This window comes from Erythrobacter litoralis (genome assembly GCF_001719165.1).
Taxonomy (GTDB): Bacteria; Pseudomonadota; Alphaproteobacteria; order Sphingomonadales; family Sphingomonadaceae; genus Erythrobacter; species Erythrobacter litoralis.
On record NZ_CP017057.1, the window covers coordinates 2,734,281 to 2,752,696 of the forward strand.

The window sequence follows — 18,416 nt, forward strand, 5'->3', positions numbered from 1 at the left end:
CCTGCGTGACCGATGCTGCGACACATCAGGGCCCTGAACTGAGCCGCCTAGTGAAGGCGCGCCCGCTGCCGGCCGATCCGGTGGTGATCGAGGCCGATGCGGCCGAACGCGAGGCTCTCGCGCGACGTTTCGGTCTTGGCGGCATCGATTCGCTGCGGGCCGAAGTCACGCTTGAGCAAAGAGCGAAAGCGATCCGCGCGAGAGGGATGCTGAGCGCGGCGGTGCAGCAGATCTGCGCGGTCTCGAACGAGAATTTCCCGGTCACGATCAGCGAGGCCTTCGACCTCAGCTTCGTGCCCGAATCCGCGCGCACCGCGCCTGCGGACGAGGATGAGGCGATCGAGATCGAGCTCGAACGCGAGGATCTCGACGAGATCGAATATGCGGGCGATGCCTTCGACCTCGGCGAGGCGGTTGCGCAGACGCTGGGCCTCGCGATCGATCCCTATGCCGAAGGTCCGGGCGCCGATGCAGCGCGGGCCGCAGCGGGGCTCGCCGACGAGGATACGCCACGCGGGCCCCTCGCCGAGGCGCTGGCCGCGCTGAAGAAGAACTAATCCCCCTCGCCGCCTTTTGCGTGTTCGAGGATCATCAGCACCAGCCCGGCGAACACCAGCCCGAAACCGGCGAGATGGACCCAGCGGAAGGCTTCGCCGAGCAGGACATAGGACAGGCCGAGCGCCGTCAGGGGCATGACCGACATCGCCCCTGCCGTAAGCGCGCCCGGCGCCTTTCTCACCCCGTTGTACCACAGCACCGGCGCGAGCCCGCCCGTGCCCGCCCCCCAGAACAGCAGCGCATAAAGCGAGCGGTCGGTCCCGCGCGAGAAATCGAACGGGTTGGGATCGAAGGTGAAGGCGAGCGCGACGAAGAGCGGGGCGGCAAGGAGCGACGCTGCCAGTGTCGCCTCGAGCGAGGTGATCCCGTCGGACAGCTTGCGCGAAAGGAGGGTGTAGGCCGCCTCGAAACAGACCGCGACGAGCACCAGAAAGCCGCCCAGCAGCACCGCCTCGCCTGCATTGCCGCCCCCGCGAAAGACGTTGATCACGACGACGCCCACGACCGCGAGCGCAAGCGCCCCGCCCTTGCGCCAGTTCATCGCCGCGCCGAAGAACACGACCGCCGCCGCGGCAGTGATGGCGGGCGAGGCGCTCATGATGGTCGAACCGATGACGCCCGTCGTCAGCCGCATCCCGAACAGCATGGTGGCGGTGAAGCCGACCATGCCGAAGGCGGCGATGGCGGCGATTACGGCCCAGTCGGAGCGCTCCGTATCCCGATAGCGGCTGGTCAGCGCGAGGACGAATGGAGCAAGCACGATGCTCGCGATAACCATGCGCATGCAGCTCGCGGTGAAGACCGGGTAGTGCTCGCCGATGATCTTGGACAGCGGCGTCGCGCTGCCGAACAGGCCCATTCCGGCGATGAGCTGGCCGATCGTGAGCGGCGAGGCAGAGGTGTTTTCCGGCGATGCCATGGCGTCGCGGTATCAATGGCTGCGTGCGCGGGCGGTTCCATCGGCTTCGGCAGCTTCTAGTCGCGCGGCGCCGGCTCGCCCACCCACGCGACCTGCGCCGGATCGGTGACCCGCACCCAGACCTGATAATACCCGCGCTCGCGCCGGGTGCGGCGCCCTTCGGAGACGGCGCCGTATCCCTGCCGGATCCATTGCAGGCTCACCTCTCCGTCCACCAGCATGCGCTTGCCTCGATAGCGGCTTATCATGTTGGCGACGCTGAGCGACACCTCATCGCGCGGGCGATGGGCTTGGACGACGATGTCGCCCTCGGGCTCGGCCGTGGCCCGGGGGAGCGGCTGGGGATTGAGCAGGGCCCGCATGGCATCGGCCTCGAAAGCGATCACGAGGACGCCGAATGCGCTGTAATCCCCTTGCGAATTGAGGAAATAGAGGTTCTGTTCACGGCGAAGACGGCTGCGCCCCCCGCCTCGCACGTCGAGGAGGAAACGCCCAGGCACTGCGCGGCCTTCTCCCGCGGAAAAGGCAAGGGCCGTCGCCTCGATGGGCGTGATGCAGCCCGACGTGCATTCCGAAATGGTTTCGCGGGCCGCCGCAAGCGCCACATCGCGTTCCTCGAGCCGCCGTGCACGGCGGTCGGCGACCGTCTGCTCCGGCTCCGCCGCGGACAATTTCGATGCCGGGACAATCGGTGCCGACAGGGCCGACGCGAACAATAAGGACAGACCCGCCACCAGCACCAGGCCGCGCCGCAGCGCGTCCCATTTCGGGGTTCGTCGATCAGAAGGGGATGTCATCGTCGAGATCGTCGTAATTGCCGCCACCCGAGCCGCCGCCCGAACCGCCGCCTCCCTGGTTCCAGCCGCCGCCGGCGCCGCCTGCGCCTGCAGGCTGGCCGCCCGCGCCGCGATCGCCATAGCCGGCACCGCCGCCGCCGAAACCGCCGGAACGACCGCCGCCGCCGCCGCCTGCGCCGGGCGCGCCGTCGAGCATGGTCATGACCGAGTTCGGCCCGCGCAGCACGACCTCGGTCGAATAACGGTCATTGCCGCTCTGGTCCTGCCACTTGCGGGTCTGCAGCTGGCCTTCGAGATAGACCTTGCTGCCTTTCTTGAGATAGCGCTCGGCAACCCCGGCCAGGCCTTCGTTGAAAATCGCGACTGAGTGCCATTCGGTCCGCTCCTGTCGCTCGCCGGTATTGCGATCCTTCCACGACTCGCTCGTCGCGACGCGCAGATTGCAGACCTTCCCGCCGTTCTGGAACGTGCGCACTTCGGGGTCGGCCCCGAGATTGCCGATCAGCATGACCTTGTTGAGCGAACCCGCCATTTCGAAACGTCCCTTCCCGTCAATTCATCCGCATGGCCGCGCGGCCGCTGCGATTCTCACAGCGTTAATAGGGCAGCCCGCGCCCCGAGGCGAGGACCCGGGACCGTTTTCCACTTCCGATATGGAGGTTTCTACCTAGAGGGATAGCGCAGCCGGCCGAGAAACCGCGTCAGGCTGGGCAGTTCGCGGTCGCCGCCGGTCAGCTGCGCCTTCACCTTCTCGAATTTCATGACCCCTTCGATCCGGCGGTCGAGGAAGGCGTAGGTGTCCTCCTTGCCCTCGCTGTCGTCGTTCACGAAGACCGCTAGCGTCGCCGAATAGAGCCCGGCGAGGATCGCGCGCTTGGTATAGTGGTTGTAATCGGTCGCCCTGTCGCCTGCGAGCCGCCACATCAGGTCGGCCGATTCCCAGCCCAATTTCAATGCACGCGGAGCGTTCTGCGGCATCGCCATGATCGCGAGCGCGCGGCGAACCGCCTCGTCGATATCGGCGACCGCCTCGAGCCGGAAACCGACGAGGGTGCGGATACGCTCGCGGATCTTTAGCTGGGCGAGGCGCTCTTGCGGCCATTCAGCCTCCATCGCCTTGTCGACCGATCGAATCCACGCCTCGATCATCTGCATCGCCCGCCCGTTCGCCGTACCCGCGGGAAAGGCGAGCTTTGCGACGTCGGGATCGGCGCCGGCCATTTCGGCGGCGGCTTCGAGCGCGGTGTCGTTCCATCCGTCGAACACCGCCGAGGCGGCGATGTCGGGGGCGAGCGCAATCGCAAGCTCGTCCAAGGTCATGTCGGCGAAGTCGGGCTGGTCGGTCATCGTGTCCATGTCAGAAGGAAGGCCCGTATTGCTGGTTGGTTCCCTCATCCTTGCGCGCTTCGTCGGCGGCCTCGAATTCGGCCCGCATCAGCGAATTGCCGCGCTGCAATTCCATGTAGTCGCGCGCCGAGCGGCCCGAATTGTCGTTGCGGTCAGGATTGGCCCCCTGTGCGAGCAGGCGGCGCACCAGCGCCACGTTGCGCTGGTGGACGGCGGCAATGAGCGGAGTCTCGCCCTGGCTGTCGGAAACGTCGACCTGCGCGCCCCGCTTGATCAACTCCTCGACCGCATCGACCTCGCCGAGGGTCGCTGCGATCTGCAGGGGGGTCAGGCCCTTGTTGTCGCGGATGTTCGGATCGGCGCCTTTCTGGAGCAGGAATTTCACCCACAGCACGTCGCGCCGCGCGGCGGCGATGTGGAGCCCGGTTTCGCCCGTCGTGATGTCGCGGGCATTGATGACGGTCGTCCCCGGCTCGTTCAGCATTTCGGTCACGGCATCGCCGTCGCGGTCACGCACGGCCTTGAGAAACTGGTAGCCCTCGGAATAGAATTGTGCCGCAGCGGGCGGAGCGAGCACTACCGCATGTCCGGCCCCGGCGATCACGAGGGCACCCAGCGCCGCTCTCGCAATCAGCGCGGGACTTCCTAACTTGCGCAAAACGGGTGCGAACACGCTTTTGTCCTTTCGCATTTCCTGCCACTTTCCCATTGCACGGGCGCGGCCCGTCGAACGTTTTCGACCACGCCGCCCCGCTGTCACATCGCCAGTTAGCAGAGCATGAACCCACACGCCAAGACCTCCGCCCGATCCACCGCTTCCGGAACGCTTGCCGCGCTGGCGTGCGTGCTCATGTTGGCCGCCTGTGCGCCCGAAGCGTCCGCTCCGATCGATCCGCCGCTCGCCGGTTCCAGCATCGGCGGGCCGTTCGAACTGGTGAACAGTGCGGGCGAGACGGTGCGATGGGACGATTTCGCCGGCAAATACCGCGTGGTCTATTTCGGTTTCGCCTATTGCCCCGACATCTGCCCGACCGACATGCAGCGCATCGCGCAGGGAATGAAGACGCTGGAGGAAAGCGATCCCGAACTCGCCGCGCGCGTCCAGCCGATCTTCATCACCGTCGATCCCGCGCGCGACACGCCCGAGGTCGTCGGCGAATTCACCAGCGCCTTTTCCGACGATATCATCGGCCTCACCGGCACGCAGGCGCAGGTAGACAAGGCGGTGGAGGAATTCGCGGTCTATGCCGCCAGGGGCGAGGAAACGCCCGACGGGGGCTACCTGATGGAACATTCGCGCATCACCTACCTGTTCGGTCCCGAGGGCGAACCGATCGCCCCGCTGCCGACCGACCAGCCGGGCCGCGAAGGCGCGCAGGCCTTTGCCGCCGAGATCCGGAAATGGGCGAGCTGAGGGAAAGCTTCTGGACCATGCCGCTCGGCGAACTCAACCGCGCCGAGTGGGAGGCGCTGTGCGATGGCTGCGGCAAGTGCTGCCTGCACAAGATCGAGGATGCCGATACGGGCGAGATTTCCGACACCAATGTCGCCTGCAAGCTGCTAGATACCGGAACCGCGCGTTGCCGCGACTATCGCAACCGCAAGGCCTTAGTGCCCGATTGCCTGCGCCTGACGCTTTCCATCGTCGAGGACGTGCCCTGGCTGCCTTCGACATGCGCCTATCGCCTGAGGGCCGCCGGGCGCCTGCTGCCGAGCTGGCACTATCTCGTCTGCGGAGACCGCGAGGCGGTGCACCGAGTCGGCGTCTCGGTCGCGGGCCGCGTGGTAAGCGAGACCGAGGCAGGCCCGCTCGAACACCATATCGTCGAATGGCCCGCGCCCGACATGGACGCGCTCGAGCCGCCGGTCCTCGCGGAAAGCGGGGATGAGACATGACGCTCTGGCTGCGCCGAGCCGCGATCGATCCCGAGATCGAACTCAACGGCGAGCGCGTGCCGATCGTCCTGCGCCAGCACAAACGCGCGCGGCGGCTCACCCTGCGCCTCGCGCCCGACGGCAGCGAGGTGCGCCTGACCGTGCCCCATTGGGCGCCGCGCGCGCAGGCGATCGCGTTCGCCCATGCCCGTACCGACTGGCTGGCCCAGCAGCACGCCAGGATCCCGCGCCGCGCCGCTCCGCGACCGGGCGGCGACGTATTGCTGCGGGGAGAGGCCCTGCGCATCGACTGGGCCGAGACCGCGCCGCGCACGCCGCGCCTGGCGGATGGCGCGCTGCGCGTGGGCGGGCCGATTGACGGGATCGAAGGGCGGCTGCGGCGCTGGCTCGAACGCGAGGCACTGGCGCTGGTCGAGGCGGACATGTACGATTACTGCACCGCCGCCGGGCTCGACCCTGTCCCAATCGCCCTTTCGCGCGCACAGCGGCGCTGGGGTAGCTGTTCGGACATGAGCCGCATCCGCATCAACTGGCGGCTGGTGCAGGCACCCGATTTCGTCCGCCGCTCGGTCGTCGCACACGAAGTCGCGCACCTGGTCCATTTCGACCATTCGCCCGCCTTTCACGCCCTGCTCGCACACATCTACGAAGGCGAAATCCGCACCGCCGATGGCTGGCTCAAGCAACAGGGCCGCTCGCTCTACGCCGCCTTCGGCTGATTGCCTTCGCCAGCATGCTTAGCAGCTCGTTAACCATGGCCTGTTAACCGGCGGTCATGTTCGCACGGGTTTTCCTGCTGCTCGCCCCCCTTCTCGGGCTTGCCCTGCCCGCCGCCGCGCCGCCGGCGCTGGCGCAAGGCGCGTGCCCGCAGTGCGACCTGCCGCCCGGCTGCCGCGGCAAGGGCAACCAGAATGGCAATGGCAATGGCAACGGCAACCGGAACCGCAATTGCCAGCGGCTATCGATCGAGATCGATTCCGACATGGATTTCGGCCGCGTCGTCATCATCGGCCGGGGCGAAGGGCGCGTCCTGCTCGATCTCGATACCGGCGAAAAGCGGCTGTTCGGCGATGTCGACGATCTCGGCGGCATGCCGATCACCGGCCGCGCGATCGTGACGGGCGCCCCGTTCGAGCCGATCAATGTCCAATTCCCTTTCGAGATCGAGATGCGCGGAATTCTCGGAGGGCAGGCGCGGCTGCGCGATTTCGCCACCTCGCTGCCGGCCATGCCGGTGCTCGACGAAAACGGGCGGCTCGAATTCTCCTTTGCGGGCACGCTCGTCATCAGCGGCGACGAACGCGCCGGCGGCGACCTGCGCGGGCGCGTGCCGATCAGCGTGACCTACCTTTAGGACCTCCGCCGCCCGCGACGAAGGGAACTGGCGCGCGGGCGCGCGGTCACCTATATTGCGCCCATGTTCTCCCGCATGCTGTCCCATTCACGCTTCAACCCCAAGACGGGGGCGCTCGATTTCTGGCACGAGTTCAGGAAGCCGAACCCCTATCGCTGGCCGATCCTCGCCGCGTCCTGCCTGCCGCTGGTGGTGATATTCGCCTGGCTTTCGAACGAGACCCATTACAAGGAACCGGCACGGCCCACGGTCACTTACATCACGACCCTCGATCCCGACCGCACGGATGAGGAGATCATGGCCTCGAATCTGGAAAATCAGGAGGTCAAGGAACTGCGCGAGGCGCGGGCCGAGGCGATCGCGGAACGCAAGCGCGAGCTCTACAAGGCGCTTGGCCGGGCGACGGGCATGGATGTCGAGGAGATCGAGCGCCGCGCCGAAGAGGAACGCGCCGCCGAACAGGCCGCAGCCGAGGCAGCGGGAGCCGAACAGGACAGCGGCGAAGGACCCGCGCAATAGGCGCGCCGGCGACAGGCGACGAGGCGTGGATGGCTGCCGCGGCACGGCTCGCCCTGCGCGCGCGCCCACTCTGCCGTCCCAATCCGGGAGTCGGGGCGCTGCTCCTTTCCGAAGGCGAACGGCCCCGCGTCATGGCGCGCGGCTGGACCCGCGAAAGCGGGCGCCCGCATGCCGAGGCGATTGCGCTCGAAGCATTCGCCGGTGGCGGCGCCAAGGGGATGACCCTCCATGTCACGCTCGAACCGTGTGCCCATGCCTCGAAGCGCGGGCCGGCCTGCTGCGACGTAGTCGCCGATGCTGCCCCGGCGCGGGTGGTGATCGGCCAGCGCGACCCCGACCCGCGCACCGCTGGCGAGGGCATCGCCCGGCTCGAACGCGCCGGGATAGACGTCGCGCTGCTCGACGATGCGGCATCCGCAGCCAGCCTTGCTGATTATCTCACGCTTCGCCGGCTCGGTCGGCCCCGGGTCACGCTCAAGCTCGCGCTATCGCTCGACGGCTGCATCGCGCTGGCCGACGGCACCAGCCAATGGATCACCGGCGATGAAGCGCGCGCCCATGTTCACGCGATGCGTGCGCGCCACGATGCGATCCTTGTCGGCGGGGGAACGTGGCGGGCGGATCGCCCGCGGCTCGACGTGCGCCTGCGAGGGCTCGAAGAGCGCAGCCCGCAGCGCCTGGTGCTCACGCGCGGGGTCAAGCCGGACGGCGTCACGGTCGTCAACGAACCGGCCGACATCGCGGATCTCGATGGCGTGCTCTCGGTCTATGTCGAAGGCGGCGCCGGGGCGGCCTCGGCCTTTCTCGAAGCCGATCTCGTCGACGAACTGCACCTCTACCGCGCGCCCATCGTGATCGGCGACGGGCTGCGCGCGCTCGGGAGCCTCGGGCTCGACGGTCCGGACGGGCTCGAACACGCGCATGGCCGCTGGCGGCGCAGCTATTGCTGCCAGCTTGGCAGCGACAGCTTCACCGCCTATCAGCGCGTCCGCTAGCGAAGGAGCACGCCCCCCAATGTTCACCGGCATCGTCACCGCCATCGGCACCATCCAGAGCAGCGAGCAGCGCGGCGACCGGCGCGTGCGCATCGCCGCCCCGCTCGATCCCGAACGGATCGACATCGGTGCCTCGATCGCCTGTTCGGGCGTTTGCCTGACGGTCGTCGCGCGCGGCGGCACGAAGGGCGATGCGTGGTTCGATGTCGACGTCTCGGGCGAAACCGTCTCGCGCTCTGTGCCGGGCATGTGGGAGGAAGGCCGCCGGCTCAATCTCGAACCTTCGCTGCGGCTCGGCGACGAGCTGGGCGGACATATCGTGACGGGCCATGTGGATTCGATCGGCGAAGTCGTCGCTCACAAGCGCACCGGGGATTCGTGGCTCGTCGCGATCCGGGCGCGGGCCGAAATGGCACCCTTCATCGCGGAGAAGGGATCGATCACGGTGGACGGGGTCTCGCTTACCGTCAACGACGTGCGCGACAGGGCCGACGGCGCATGCGATTTCGCACTCAACATCATCCCCCACACCGCCGAGGTCACCACGCTGGGCCAGCTTGCAGTAGGTGCGCATGTCAATCTCGAGATCGACGTGCTCGCACGCTATCTCAAGCGCATGCAGGGCCTTACAGGGTCGGGCCGATAGCGCCGCCTCAGTAGGAACACGGGGCGCGCCTATCCCATTGCTTGGGCACACAGCAAAAGGGAGAGCAGCCATGATCCTCGAAACCATCAAGACACCGGGCCTGTCGCACCTGTCCTACCTCGTCGGAGCGGGCGGGAAGGCAGCGGTGGTCGATCCGCGCCGCGACTGCGAGATCTATCTCGAAAAAGCGCGCGCGGCAGGCCTCGAGATCACCCATATCCTCGAAACCCACCGCAACGAGGACCTCGTCTCCGGCTCGCCGATCCTTGCTGCCATGACCGGGGCCAAGGTGCTCCACGGCCCGAACCCCGAACGCCCTGTCGTCTTCGCCGACACCGCGCGTGACGGCGACACCGTCGATATCGGCCAGCTTCGCATCGAGGTGATCGAGACACCGGGCCATACCGACGACCATCTCGCCTATGCGATCCACGACACCGAATATCCCGATGGCGCCGTCGGCGTCTTCACGGGCGACGCGCTTTTTGTGGGCGATGTCGGACGGACCGATTTCTACCCCGATCGCAAGCGCGAGGTCGCAGGGCTCCTTTACGATTCGCTGCAGAAACTGCTCGGACTCGGCGATCAGGCGATCGTCTATCCGGCGCATGGTGCAGGCTCGGTCTGCGGGTCGGGCATGGCCGAGCGTGAATTCTCGACCATCGGCCACGAAAGGCGCAACAATCCGCGCCTGCAATTCTCGAGCCGCGACAAGTTCATCGCATTCAAGATCGACGAGAACCATTATCAGCCGCCCTATTTCCGCCTGATGGAACAGCTCAACATGGATGGAGCCGCCCCGGCGCCGCGCGTTCTGCGGCCCCGGGTTCTTTCGCTCGCGCAGCTGCGCGAAGCGGAATGCGATCGCCTGGTCGACGTGCGCGACCCGCTCGCCTTCGCCTCGGGCCACCTTGGCGGATCGATGAGCCTGCCGACCGGCATGATCAGCGCCTTTGCGGGCTGGTTCATCGGCGAGGAGAATCGCATCGGACTGGTGGCTTCGGACCAGGCGCAGCTGGCAGCGGCCATGGAGCATCTTGCGCGGATCGGGTTCGATCGGATCGCGGGCGGCTATGTCGGCGTTGTCCCGGCAGCAGCCGGGGGCGCGGACATGCGAACGATCCCGATGGTGCGCACCGGGACGGTCGCACACAGGCTGGAGGAGGACGAGGGGGAATGGACCCTGCTCGACGTGCGCGATGCCGACGAGCGCGCAAGCGGCGCGATCGACGGGTCACTGCATCTCTATGTCGGCCATCTCAACGAAGGCTGGCGCGATCTCGACCCGGCGCGGCATTACACCTTGATGTGCGCGAGCGGGATGCGCGCTACGGTCGCGGCCGGCTGGCTCGTTTCACGAGGCTTCGAACACCTCGACATCTATCTCGGCTCGATGGGCGCCTGGTCCCGGGCCCACGGCTAGAGCAGCGAACCGCGCCGCCCGCGCGAAAGCGGCGGCAGGTCTTCGAGCCGCTCGCGATTGCCTTGCCGGTCCTGGCGCGCATTGGCGGCGAGCGCCAGCAGCGCCGCCCGCACGAGATCGTCGACGACCGCCGGGTGCAGCGGTTCAGCCAGTTCGAGCCCGGCATGGCCGTCCTCGGACCACGCGGCGCATACGACCTGCACTTCGAGCCCTTCTATGCGGAGGCTGTAATGCGCACCGGGCGTCGGCCCTGCCGCTCCGTCGCAACCGAACAGGCAGCCCGTTTCGGAAATGTTGCGGATCGTGCCGCGATATTCAGCCCCGTCCGTGCCCTTGAGCACCGCGCCCATATTGATATGGCGGCGCCTGGCATAGCGCCGTTCGACCGATTCCAGGTTTTCGCTGATCCCCATCTGCGCCAGCGCCCCTTCAGTCCTGATCGGCGCGGCGATCGACGCCCGAACGGCGCTCGAACCGGCGGCGATCACCGCCTGCGCGGCGCTCGCCGGCACGGCGGTCGGCGCCCTCGAAGGGTTCCTGCGCCTCTCGCCGGTCGCCTTTGCGACGACCCATGGCAGGATCGTCGGCGCCGGTCGGATTGGTGGCCATGTGATGTCTCCTCATGGATTATCAGGCGCGACCCGTTCGGGTTTTTGTCGCCCGACGATATATGTGAGAACCTTCACAGGCCGTTAATTCGGCGTTTACCGAATAATATCAGATACTTGATGAATTCCCCGGGGAGGCTCCTAGCCGGTCACCTCGGCGATCGCATCGATGAAGCGGTCGATATTGCCCATTGTCAGACCAGCGACATTGATGCGGCCCGACCCTGCCATGTAGATCGCATGATCCTCGCGCAGGCTCGCGACCTGCTCCTTGGTCACGGGGAGCATCGAGAACAGCCCGTTCTGCCGCCCGAGCGGGGCGAGGTCGACGCTGCCCGCCATGCCCGCAGCCGCGAGCCGGTCGCGCACCTGTCGCATCCGCGCGCGCATCGCATCGAGTTCGTCCTGCCACATCTGCGTAAGCGCGTTGTCGCGCAGGATCAGGCGCACCGCGGCGGCGCCGTGATCGGGCGGCATCGACCAGCTCGCCCGGGCCAGCGCATTGGCGTTGGAAAAGGCCCTGTCGAGCGTCTCCTTGCCATCGGAAAGGATGTAGAAGGCTCCCACCCGGTCGCGATACATGCCGAAATTCTTGTCGCAACTATAGGCGATGAATGCCTCGGGCACTTTCGCCAGGACCATTCGCAGGCCCGCCGCGTCCTCCTCGAGACCGCGCCCGAGGCCCTGATAGGCGGTGTCGATGATCGGAAAGGCGCCCGACATCTCGAACGCATCGGCGATCTGCGCCCATTCCTCGGGGGTGTAGTCGATGCCGGTCGGGTTGTGGCAGCAGCCATGCAGCAGCACGCCTTCGTCCGCGCCCGCGCTCCGGATCGCACCGAGCACCGCGTCGATATCGGCGGTCCCGTCGGCGCTCGCATGATCGAAGGGAGCGATTTCGAGCCCCAGATCGCCGAGGATCTGGGCATGGTTCGGCCAGCTCGGCACGCCCATGTGAAGCCGCTTCATCCCCGCTTTCTGCGCCAGCGCCGCGGCGAGCCGCACCGCGCCGGTCCCGCCCGGCGTCTGCATCCCGGCGATCCGCCCGCCCATGGTCGCGTCCTCGCCGAATATCCAGGGCATGAGCGCGTTGACGAAGCCCATGTCGCCTTCCGGGCCGAGATAGGATTTGCTGTCCTGATCATCGATCAGGCGCTGTTCGGCATCCTTGATCGCGGCGAAAACCGGGGTCGCGCCCTCCTCGGTACGATAGACGCCGACGCCGAGGTCGATCTTGTCGCCGCGCGGATCGGCGGCGTGAAGCTTGATCAGCGCGAGCAGCGCGTCGGGCGATTGGGGTTCGAGTCGTTCGAGCATGGCAAGCGCCTCCTGCCGCGCCGATGGCCGCGCTGCAACCGGGAATCGCCCGCGTCGCGCGGCCGGTGCAGCGTCAGAAGGGCAGCCAGCGCTGCTTCTTGGAGAATTTCATGTAGCCCGCATTGACGCCGAGCCGCAGCCCCGCACCGACCCGGATCGGGATCAGCACGATATCGCCCTTGCGCAGGTAGCTCGCGGTCATCCCGCCTACGAAATAGGCCTGCCCTTCGCCCGCCGGAAAGCGTTCGTAGAGGTCCTCGGTGTCGAACAGGTTGTAGACCAGGACGAAGGTATTGCCCGCATTGGCCCCGGCATCGAAGCCGATCGAAGGGCCGGTCCAGTAGACCTTGCGCGTCCCCTCGACCTTGTGATGGAGCGTGCCGGACCCGTAGCGCGCACCGACGATGAAGGCCCCGCCAGCCTCGCGCCCGACGATGTAGCCATTGGGTTCGCCCTGCTTTTTCAGAAGGTCCTCGATCAATCGGGCGAGGCCCTCCGCACCCTTGCCGAACACGCCTTCGGCAGCGCCGATCAGGTCATCCTCGCCATAGGTCGCCGGATCGGCGGCTGCCCCCTGGGGAACCGTCTCGGCCATTTCCGGCGCCTGCTCGGCACCGGAATCGCGGGTCCATTCGGGCAGATCGTCCACCGGGACGCCCGTCTCCGAACTGTCGGCCGGTGGCTCCGAGTAATCGGCGAAATCGTCGCTGAAGCCGGGCGCGCGCGAGGTCTCGACCTCGGTCGGCTCCTGCGGCACGGGCCGGGGCTCGACCGGCGGCTGGGCGAGATCGGCATCGATCGCGCCGTTCGCATCCGGCGCGGCCGGGGCGGAATAGGCCTCGTCGGGATCGAAGGTCTCGACTGCGTCCTGCGCCGCGAGCGGGCCGGCAAGCCCCGCGAGCAGCATGGCGAAGACTGCGAACAGCCGTCCCACCGGCCGCAGCGCGGTCCGGCATCGGGCATCGGATGTGATCCGGTCAGGTCCAGTCATGGTTCAGCATTCCGCCTCTTGCCTCATGGTTGACGCCTTGCGCCATGATCGCCCCCAAAGCGAGCCCGCCCTTCTCCGTCATCCGTTCGGGCAGCGGCAATCGGCTCTCGGCGAGGCGAATCGAAAACGCGACGAGGCGAATCGGCTAACCGCCCGCGTATGAACGTGCGGCGAACCGCTGCCGCGATCCTGCCCGTTTCTTCAGTTTCCGGCCAAGGGACTGAACTCGCACGGCAAGAAGGCAAAGCGACAATGCCACCTTGAAGCGCGCGGCCAGCCCGACTATAGCGCGCGGCTCACAGCCGAGGTTGCGTCGCGGAGACGTGGGTGAGTGGCTGAAACCAGTCCCCTGCTAAGGGACCATACCGTTTATAGCGGTATCGAGGGTTCGAATCCCTCCGTCTCCGCCAACGCATTTTATCCTTTATATTCAATGCATTAAGTGGTTAACGGGTTCGTCCACCCCCTGCCCTGCGGTTCGATCTCACAGCGAATAATGCATGCAGCAGCACCGAGGATATGGCCGAAGCCCCCTACTTTAGCGCTGCCGAAGATAAAGCTGCCGGTCCGCTTTCGGGCGAGTGCCAAGCCTTGCGGAATGACGGAAAATGGGTGGAAAGGAGACGTTTGCGACACTGGCGAATGCCGCTGCGCGCTGACATAGCGTCCGGCTTCCGGCCCGAACCACCGGGTGCTGTCAGTCCGCGATCCAGAGGTCGTGAGCGTCGATCCTTAGCTTCGTGATCGCCCGCATCGCGTCCGCGCGGGCCTCGGCCTCGATGCGGAAGGCGTCGTGGACCATGCGTTCGCCCAGCAGCCGTTCGGCAAGGTCGATTTCGCCCAGTTCCTGCCCGCGGCGCAGCTTTGCGAGGGCTTTCATCTGCGCCTCGACCGTCTCGCGGGCGCGCGCCCAGGTGGCGATGCGATAGCGCGCCTCGACCACGTCGGACGTCGCGGTTTCCTCGATCTCGATGCGGGCGAGCTGCGCCTGTGACAACGCCGCGGAAGCCGAGGCGCCCGCCTCGCTCGCCAGCGCGGCGCGGTGTCCGCCTCCCAGCAGGACCGACACCACCACGCCCGCGCCGCGCTCGATGCCCCCGAACTCGGAAAAAGCCCTGAGGCCGATGTTGGGATCGGCCACGCGGTCGCGCTGCGCACGGTCGGCCATCGCGGCCATGCGCTCGCTTTCGGCCTCTGCGGCGGCGATGAGGTGGCTGTTGACGACCACGAGGTCGCCCAGCTGCGAAAGCCGCGCATCGGCCATTTCGGGCAACGGAATGTCCGGGGCCTGCGCCGGGAGGGCGAGAGCCGGAAAGCGCGCGGCGAGGCGCGACCGGGCAAGATCAGCCATGCCGCTCGACTGTTCGAGCGCCCGGCGCGCTTCGGCGAGGGCGGCGGCCGCCCGGTCGACTTCGAGCTGCGAGGCGTCGCGCAGGTCGCGCCGCCGCTCGAGCGCGGCGAGCGCGGTTTCGTAATTCGCCACCGCCGCCCGGTCGACTTCGGCCACGGCGGAGGCGGCGAGCCAGTCGAACCAGTAGGCGGCGAGCGCGAGCGCGGCTTCGTGGCGCGCGTCCTCGGCCATGTTCTCGGCGGCCTCGATGCCGTGGAGGCCGATCTCGCGGTCGAGCCGGGCCTTGCCGGGCAGGCGGAAGCTGCGCGAGAGCATCGCGTCGTATTCGTCGAATTCCCCGCCCGAGCGGACATTGCGGCGCTGGTAGGTTCCCTGCACCGTGAACTCGTAAGGCCCGCGCGCGAGCCCCTTCGCCCGCGCCCGGGCCGCGTCGAGCCGGGCGCGCGCGGCGTTGACCTCGGGATGCTCCTCGAGCGCCTGCTCGACCGCAGCTTCGGGCGGCAGGCCGGGCTCGGCGAGGACGGGGGCGCCCGCCAGCAGAAGGGGAGCGAGGAAAAGCGCCTTGCGGATCATGCCAGCGCCTCCTTCTCGGTGTCGCTGTCGGCGCTGCGCTCGCGCGGCCCCTCTCCGAAGCGTTCGTAGAGGATCGGGAGAAGCACGAGGGTCAGCAGGGTGGCCGAGACCAGCCCGCCGATCACGACGATCGCGAGCGGCTTCTGGATTTCCGAGCCCGGCCCGGTCGCGAACAGCAACGGGACGAGGCCGAAGGCGGCGATGCTCGCGGTCATCAGCACCGGGCGCAGCCGCCGCTCGGCCCCCTGCCGCACCGCCTGCGCGAGCGGGACGCCCTCTTCGCGCAGCTGGCGGAAATAGGTCACCATGACAAGCCCGTTGAGCACTGCAATGCCGAGCAGCGCGATGAAGCCGACCGAGGCCGGGACCGAGAGATATTCGCCCGACACGGCGAGCGCGATCATCCCGCCGACCGCCGCGAAGGGGATGTTGGTGAGGATGAGCAGCGATGCCCGGACCGATTGCAGCGTCACGTAGAGCACGCCGAAGATCAGCAGGATCGCAACCGGCAGCACCACGGCGAGCCGGGCCGAGGCGCGCTGCTGGTTTTCGAACTGGCCGCCCCATTCGAGCCGGTACCCCGGCGGCAGCAGGACATTGGCGGCAATGTCGGCCCTCGCATCCTCGACATAGCCGACAAGGTCGCGGCCCGAGACGAAGGCCTGCACCATGGCATAGCGCGAGCCGTCCTCGTGCTCGAGCTTGACCGGGCCTTCGACGCGGCTGACATCGGCGACATCGCTCGCGCGGACGAGCTGGCCGGTGGGCGAGCGGTAGACGAGGTCGGCGAATTCCCGCGCGCCCAGCTCGCCCGCGCCACCTTGCCCACGCACGACGATCGGGACGCGCCGCACGCCCTCGTTGACGACTCCGCTGCGCACGCCTTCGACCTGGGCGCGCATCATGTCCTGGAGGTCCGAGACTGGCATCCCGACCCGGCCCGCGGCGACGCGGTCGATGTCCACGAGGAGATAGTCGACCTGGTCATTAGCGACGGTCATCGCCTCGCTCGTGCCGGGGATCGCCTCGAGCCGCGCCTGTATCTCGCCGGCCAGCCGCGAGAGTTCGGCAAGGTCCGGGCCGAACAGCTTGATTGCAAGATCGCCACGCGCGCCGGTCAGCATTTCCGAGGTCCGCATATCGATCGGCTGGGTGAAGGTCGGCTCTATCCCGGGGAAACGCTCCATCACATTGCGCAATTCGCCGAGCAGCCAGTCCTTGTCCTCGACCCGCCATTCCTCGCGCGGTTTCAGCTGGAGGAAGCTGTCGGTCTCGTTCGGGCTCATCGGGTCGAGGCCGAGCTCGTCCGAGCCGACGCGAGCGATCACCGCCTCGACTTCGGGCACATTCTCAAGGATCGCGCGCTGCACTTTCATGTCGCCTTCGACGCTGTGTTCGAGCGAGATCGAGGGCAGCTTGGTCAGCTGCACGATGACCGATCCTTCGTCCATCACCGGCAGGAAGGTCTTGCCCGTCACGCTGTAGGCCGCCCCGGCGAGCGCGAGCCCGATCCCGGCGACCGCGAAGACCCGCCGCTTGTGCGCGAAGGCCCCGACGAGCAACGCATGGTAGCGCGGCGCGATCTGGCGCATCAGCCAGGGCTCGTGGTGGTGTTCGGCGCGGGTCGCCTTCACCTTGAGGAGGTAATAGGCGAGCACCGGGACCAGCGTCAGCGACAGCACCAGCGCCGAGGCGAGCGCGAGCACAATGGTGAGCGCCACGGGAGCGAACAACTTGCCCTCCAGCCCTTCCAGCGTGAGCAGCGGCAGGAACACGATCGCGATGATCGCGAGGCCCGAGGCGACCGGCTTGGCGACCTCGGCGGCGGCGACATAGACGTTGTGGAGCTTGCCGAGCGATTTGTGTTTTTCGTCCGACAGCCGCTCGACCACGTTCTCCACCACGACCACCGCCCCGTCGACAAGGATGCCGACTGCGATGGCGAGCCCGCCAAGGCTCATCAGGTTCGCCGTCAGCCCGATCGATCGCATGAAGATGAAGGTCAGCAGCGCCGCCATCGGCAAGGCCAGAGCAACGATCACCGAGGCGCGCAGGTCACCGAGAAACAGGAGCAGCAGGATGACGACCAGCACCGTCGCTTCGAGCAGGGCGGATTCGACCGTGCCCACGGCGCGCCCGATGAGGTCGGAGCGGTCGTAGAAGACATCGACGCTCATACCTTCGGGAAGGCTTGGCTGGATTTCCTCAAGCCGCGTCTTGACCCCTTCGACGACCTTGGAGGCGTCGGCCCCGCGTAGGCCGATGACGAGGCCCTGCACCGCTTCGCCCCTGCCGTTCTTGGTGACCGCGCCGTAGCGCGTCAGGCTGCCGGTGTGCACGTCGGCGACATCGCCCACGCGGACCACCGCGCCGCCCTGCGAACGGACCACCACAGCCGCGAGATCGTCGAGCGTGCGGATCGCCCCGGTCGAGCGGACGATGAGCGATTCCTCGCCGCTCGCGAGCCTGCCCGCGCCATCATTGCGATTGCTTGCTTGAATCGCGGCCGCGAGGTCGGTGGTCGAAAGCCCCGCGGCGGCGAGCGCGTTCACGCGCGGAGCGACCTCGAAAGTCTCGACATAGCCGCCCAGCGCATTGACGTCGGCGACGCCCGGTACGGTGCGCAGCGCGGGGCGGATCGTCCAGTCGAGCACGCGGCGCTTCTCGGCGAGGCTTTGCGGGCCCTCGAGCGTGAACATGAACATCTCGGACAGGGGCGTCGAGATCGGCGCGAGCCCGCCTTCGACGGTCGGCGGCAGGTCGCCCATCGCCGCGTTCAACCGCTCGGCGACCTGCTGGCGCGCCCAGTAGATGTCGGTCGAGTCCTCGAAATCGATCGTGATGTCGGCGATCGCGTATTTGGCTACCGAGCGCAGCACGGTCTGTTCGGGGATGCCGAGCAGTTCCATCTCGAGCGGGGTGACGACGCGGCTCTCGACTTCCTCCGGCGTCATCCCGGGGGCCTTGAGGATGATCTTGACCTGCGTCGTGCTGATGTCGGGAAAGGCGTCGATCGGCAGGTTGGCAAAGGACCAGCCCCCGATCCCGGCGAGGATCGCGGCAAGGCCGAGGACGGCGAGGCGCAGGGATAGCGCCTTTTCGACGAGCTTGTTGAGCATTGC

At 67.5% G+C, this 18,416-nt stretch carries 19 protein-coding genes and 1 tRNA gene; 10 read left to right on the forward strand and 10 right to left on the reverse strand.

All coding sequences use genetic code 11. The features are described 5' to 3' along the window. Positions 1-5: 5 nt before the first annotated feature. Positions 6-557 carry a YceD family protein gene (locus Ga0102493_RS13035; RefSeq protein WP_034903070.1) on the forward strand — a complete coding sequence of 184 codons (552 nt, stop codon included), beginning with the start codon at positions 6-8 and terminating at the stop codon, positions 555-557. Here Ga0102493_RS13035 and Ga0102493_RS13040 read toward each other — a convergent pair. From Ga0102493_RS13040 to Ga0102493_RS13060, 4 genes are all read right to left on the reverse strand, one after another. Next, complete coding sequence (locus tag Ga0102493_RS13040; RefSeq protein ID WP_034903068.1) at positions 554-1,477, reverse strand: DMT family transporter; 924 nt, start codon at positions 1,475-1,477, stop codon at positions 554-556. The genes Ga0102493_RS13035 and Ga0102493_RS13040 overlap by 4 nt on opposite strands. A 780-nt stretch (positions 1,478-2,257) precedes the next feature. Next, positions 2,258-2,806, reverse strand: a complete 549-nt coding sequence (gene ssb, locus Ga0102493_RS13050) for a single-stranded DNA-binding protein (RefSeq protein WP_034903062.1) — start codon at positions 2,804-2,806, stop codon at positions 2,258-2,260. 131 nt (positions 2,807-2,937) lie between these two features. After that, entirely contained in the window at positions 2,938-3,630 is a 693-nt protein-coding gene (locus Ga0102493_RS13055) for a COQ9 family protein (RefSeq protein WP_418251642.1), read from the reverse strand. A gap of 1 nt (position 3,631) precedes the next feature. Beyond that, positions 3,632-4,294: an ankyrin repeat domain-containing protein gene (locus tag Ga0102493_RS13060; protein WP_236922231.1), complete on the reverse strand. Its 663-nt coding sequence runs from the start codon at positions 4,292-4,294 to the stop codon at positions 3,632-3,634. A 105-nt stretch (positions 4,295-4,399) separates the two neighbouring features. Between Ga0102493_RS13060 and Ga0102493_RS13065 the strand changes: the two genes are divergently transcribed. The 8 genes from Ga0102493_RS13065 to Ga0102493_RS13100 all read left to right on the forward strand — a co-directional run bounded on the left by Ga0102493_RS13065 (position 4,400) and on the right by Ga0102493_RS13100 (position 10,454). After that, complete coding sequence (locus Ga0102493_RS13065) at positions 4,400-5,035, forward strand: SCO family protein (RefSeq protein WP_051697865.1); 636 nt, start codon at positions 4,400-4,402, stop codon at positions 5,033-5,035. Then, a complete protein-coding gene (locus Ga0102493_RS13070) occupies positions 5,023-5,517 on the forward strand; it encodes a YcgN family cysteine cluster protein (protein ID WP_051697863.1) in 495 nt (164 codons plus the stop codon). Before Ga0102493_RS13065 ends, Ga0102493_RS13070 begins: the two co-directional genes overlap by 13 nt. After that, complete coding sequence (locus Ga0102493_RS13075; protein WP_034903059.1) at positions 5,514-6,236, forward strand: M48 family metallopeptidase; 723 nt, start codon at positions 5,514-5,516, stop codon at positions 6,234-6,236. The genes Ga0102493_RS13070 and Ga0102493_RS13075 overlap by 4 nt, the downstream gene beginning before the upstream one ends. A gap of 56 nt (positions 6,237-6,292) precedes the next feature. Continuing rightward, on the forward strand, positions 6,293-6,871 hold the full coding sequence (locus tag Ga0102493_RS13080; RefSeq protein ID WP_051697860.1) for a DUF4402 domain-containing protein: 579 nt from the start codon (positions 6,293-6,295) through the stop codon (positions 6,869-6,871). Between the two features lie 75 nt (positions 6,872-6,946). Beyond that, entirely contained in the window at positions 6,947-7,390 is a 444-nt protein-coding gene (locus Ga0102493_RS13085; protein WP_051697954.1) for a hypothetical protein, read from the forward strand. A 29-nt stretch (positions 7,391-7,419) separates the two neighbouring features. After that, a complete protein-coding gene (gene ribD, locus Ga0102493_RS13090; protein ID WP_150132480.1) occupies positions 7,420-8,385 on the forward strand; it encodes a bifunctional diaminohydroxyphosphoribosylaminopyrimidine deaminase/5-amino-6-(5-phosphoribosylamino)uracil reductase RibD in 966 nt (321 codons plus the stop codon). A 19-nt stretch (positions 8,386-8,404) separates the two neighbouring features. Continuing rightward, complete coding sequence (locus Ga0102493_RS13095; RefSeq protein WP_034903053.1) at positions 8,405-9,031, forward strand: riboflavin synthase; 627 nt, start codon at positions 8,405-8,407, stop codon at positions 9,029-9,031. Between the two features lie 70 nt (positions 9,032-9,101). Then, the gene (locus Ga0102493_RS13100) at positions 9,102-10,454 is read left to right on the forward strand and encodes an MBL fold metallo-hydrolase (protein WP_034903050.1); all 1,353 of its coding nucleotides are present in this window, start codon (positions 9,102-9,104) and stop codon (positions 10,452-10,454) included. On the opposite strand, the gene Ga0102493_RS13105 is transcribed toward Ga0102493_RS13100, so the two are convergent. The 4 genes from Ga0102493_RS13105 to Ga0102493_RS13120 all read right to left on the reverse strand — a co-directional run bounded on the left by Ga0102493_RS13105 (position 10,451) and on the right by Ga0102493_RS13120 (position 13,286). Next, positions 10,451-10,867: a PilZ domain-containing protein gene (locus Ga0102493_RS13105; protein ID WP_034903048.1), complete on the reverse strand. Its 417-nt coding sequence runs from the start codon at positions 10,865-10,867 to the stop codon at positions 10,451-10,453. The two genes, Ga0102493_RS13100 and Ga0102493_RS13105, sit on opposite strands and share 4 nt — an antisense overlap. Before the next feature lie 16 nt (positions 10,868-10,883). After that, complete coding sequence (locus Ga0102493_RS13110) at positions 10,884-11,063, reverse strand: hypothetical protein (RefSeq protein WP_034903047.1); 180 nt, start codon at positions 11,061-11,063, stop codon at positions 10,884-10,886. Between the two features lie 140 nt (positions 11,064-11,203). Further along, entirely contained in the window at positions 11,204-12,379 is a 1,176-nt protein-coding gene (locus Ga0102493_RS13115) for an amino acid aminotransferase (protein WP_034903046.1), read from the reverse strand. A 73-nt stretch (positions 12,380-12,452) separates the two neighbouring features. Then, positions 12,453-13,286 (reverse strand): DUF1134 domain-containing protein, encoded by an 834-nt coding sequence (locus Ga0102493_RS13120; protein ID WP_081845612.1) that lies wholly within the window; start codon positions 13,284-13,286, stop codon positions 12,453-12,455. A gap of 401 nt (positions 13,287-13,687) precedes the next feature. Here Ga0102493_RS13120 and Ga0102493_RS13125 point away from each other — a divergent pair. Beyond that, positions 13,688-13,780 (forward strand) — tRNA-Ser (locus Ga0102493_RS13125). 287 nt (positions 13,781-14,067) lie between these two features. Here Ga0102493_RS13125 and Ga0102493_RS13130 read toward each other — a convergent pair. Together Ga0102493_RS13130 and Ga0102493_RS13135 are read right to left on the reverse strand one after the other, a co-directional pair. Continuing rightward, the gene (locus tag Ga0102493_RS13130) at positions 14,068-15,294 is read right to left on the reverse strand and encodes a TolC family protein (protein ID WP_034903039.1); all 1,227 of its coding nucleotides are present in this window, start codon (positions 15,292-15,294) and stop codon (positions 14,068-14,070) included. After that, positions 15,291-18,413: an efflux RND transporter permease subunit gene (locus Ga0102493_RS13135; protein WP_034903036.1), complete on the reverse strand. Its 3,123-nt coding sequence runs from the start codon at positions 18,411-18,413 to the stop codon at positions 15,291-15,293. The genes Ga0102493_RS13130 and Ga0102493_RS13135 overlap by 4 nt, the downstream gene beginning before the upstream one ends. Positions 18,414-18,416: the final 3 nt, after the last annotated feature.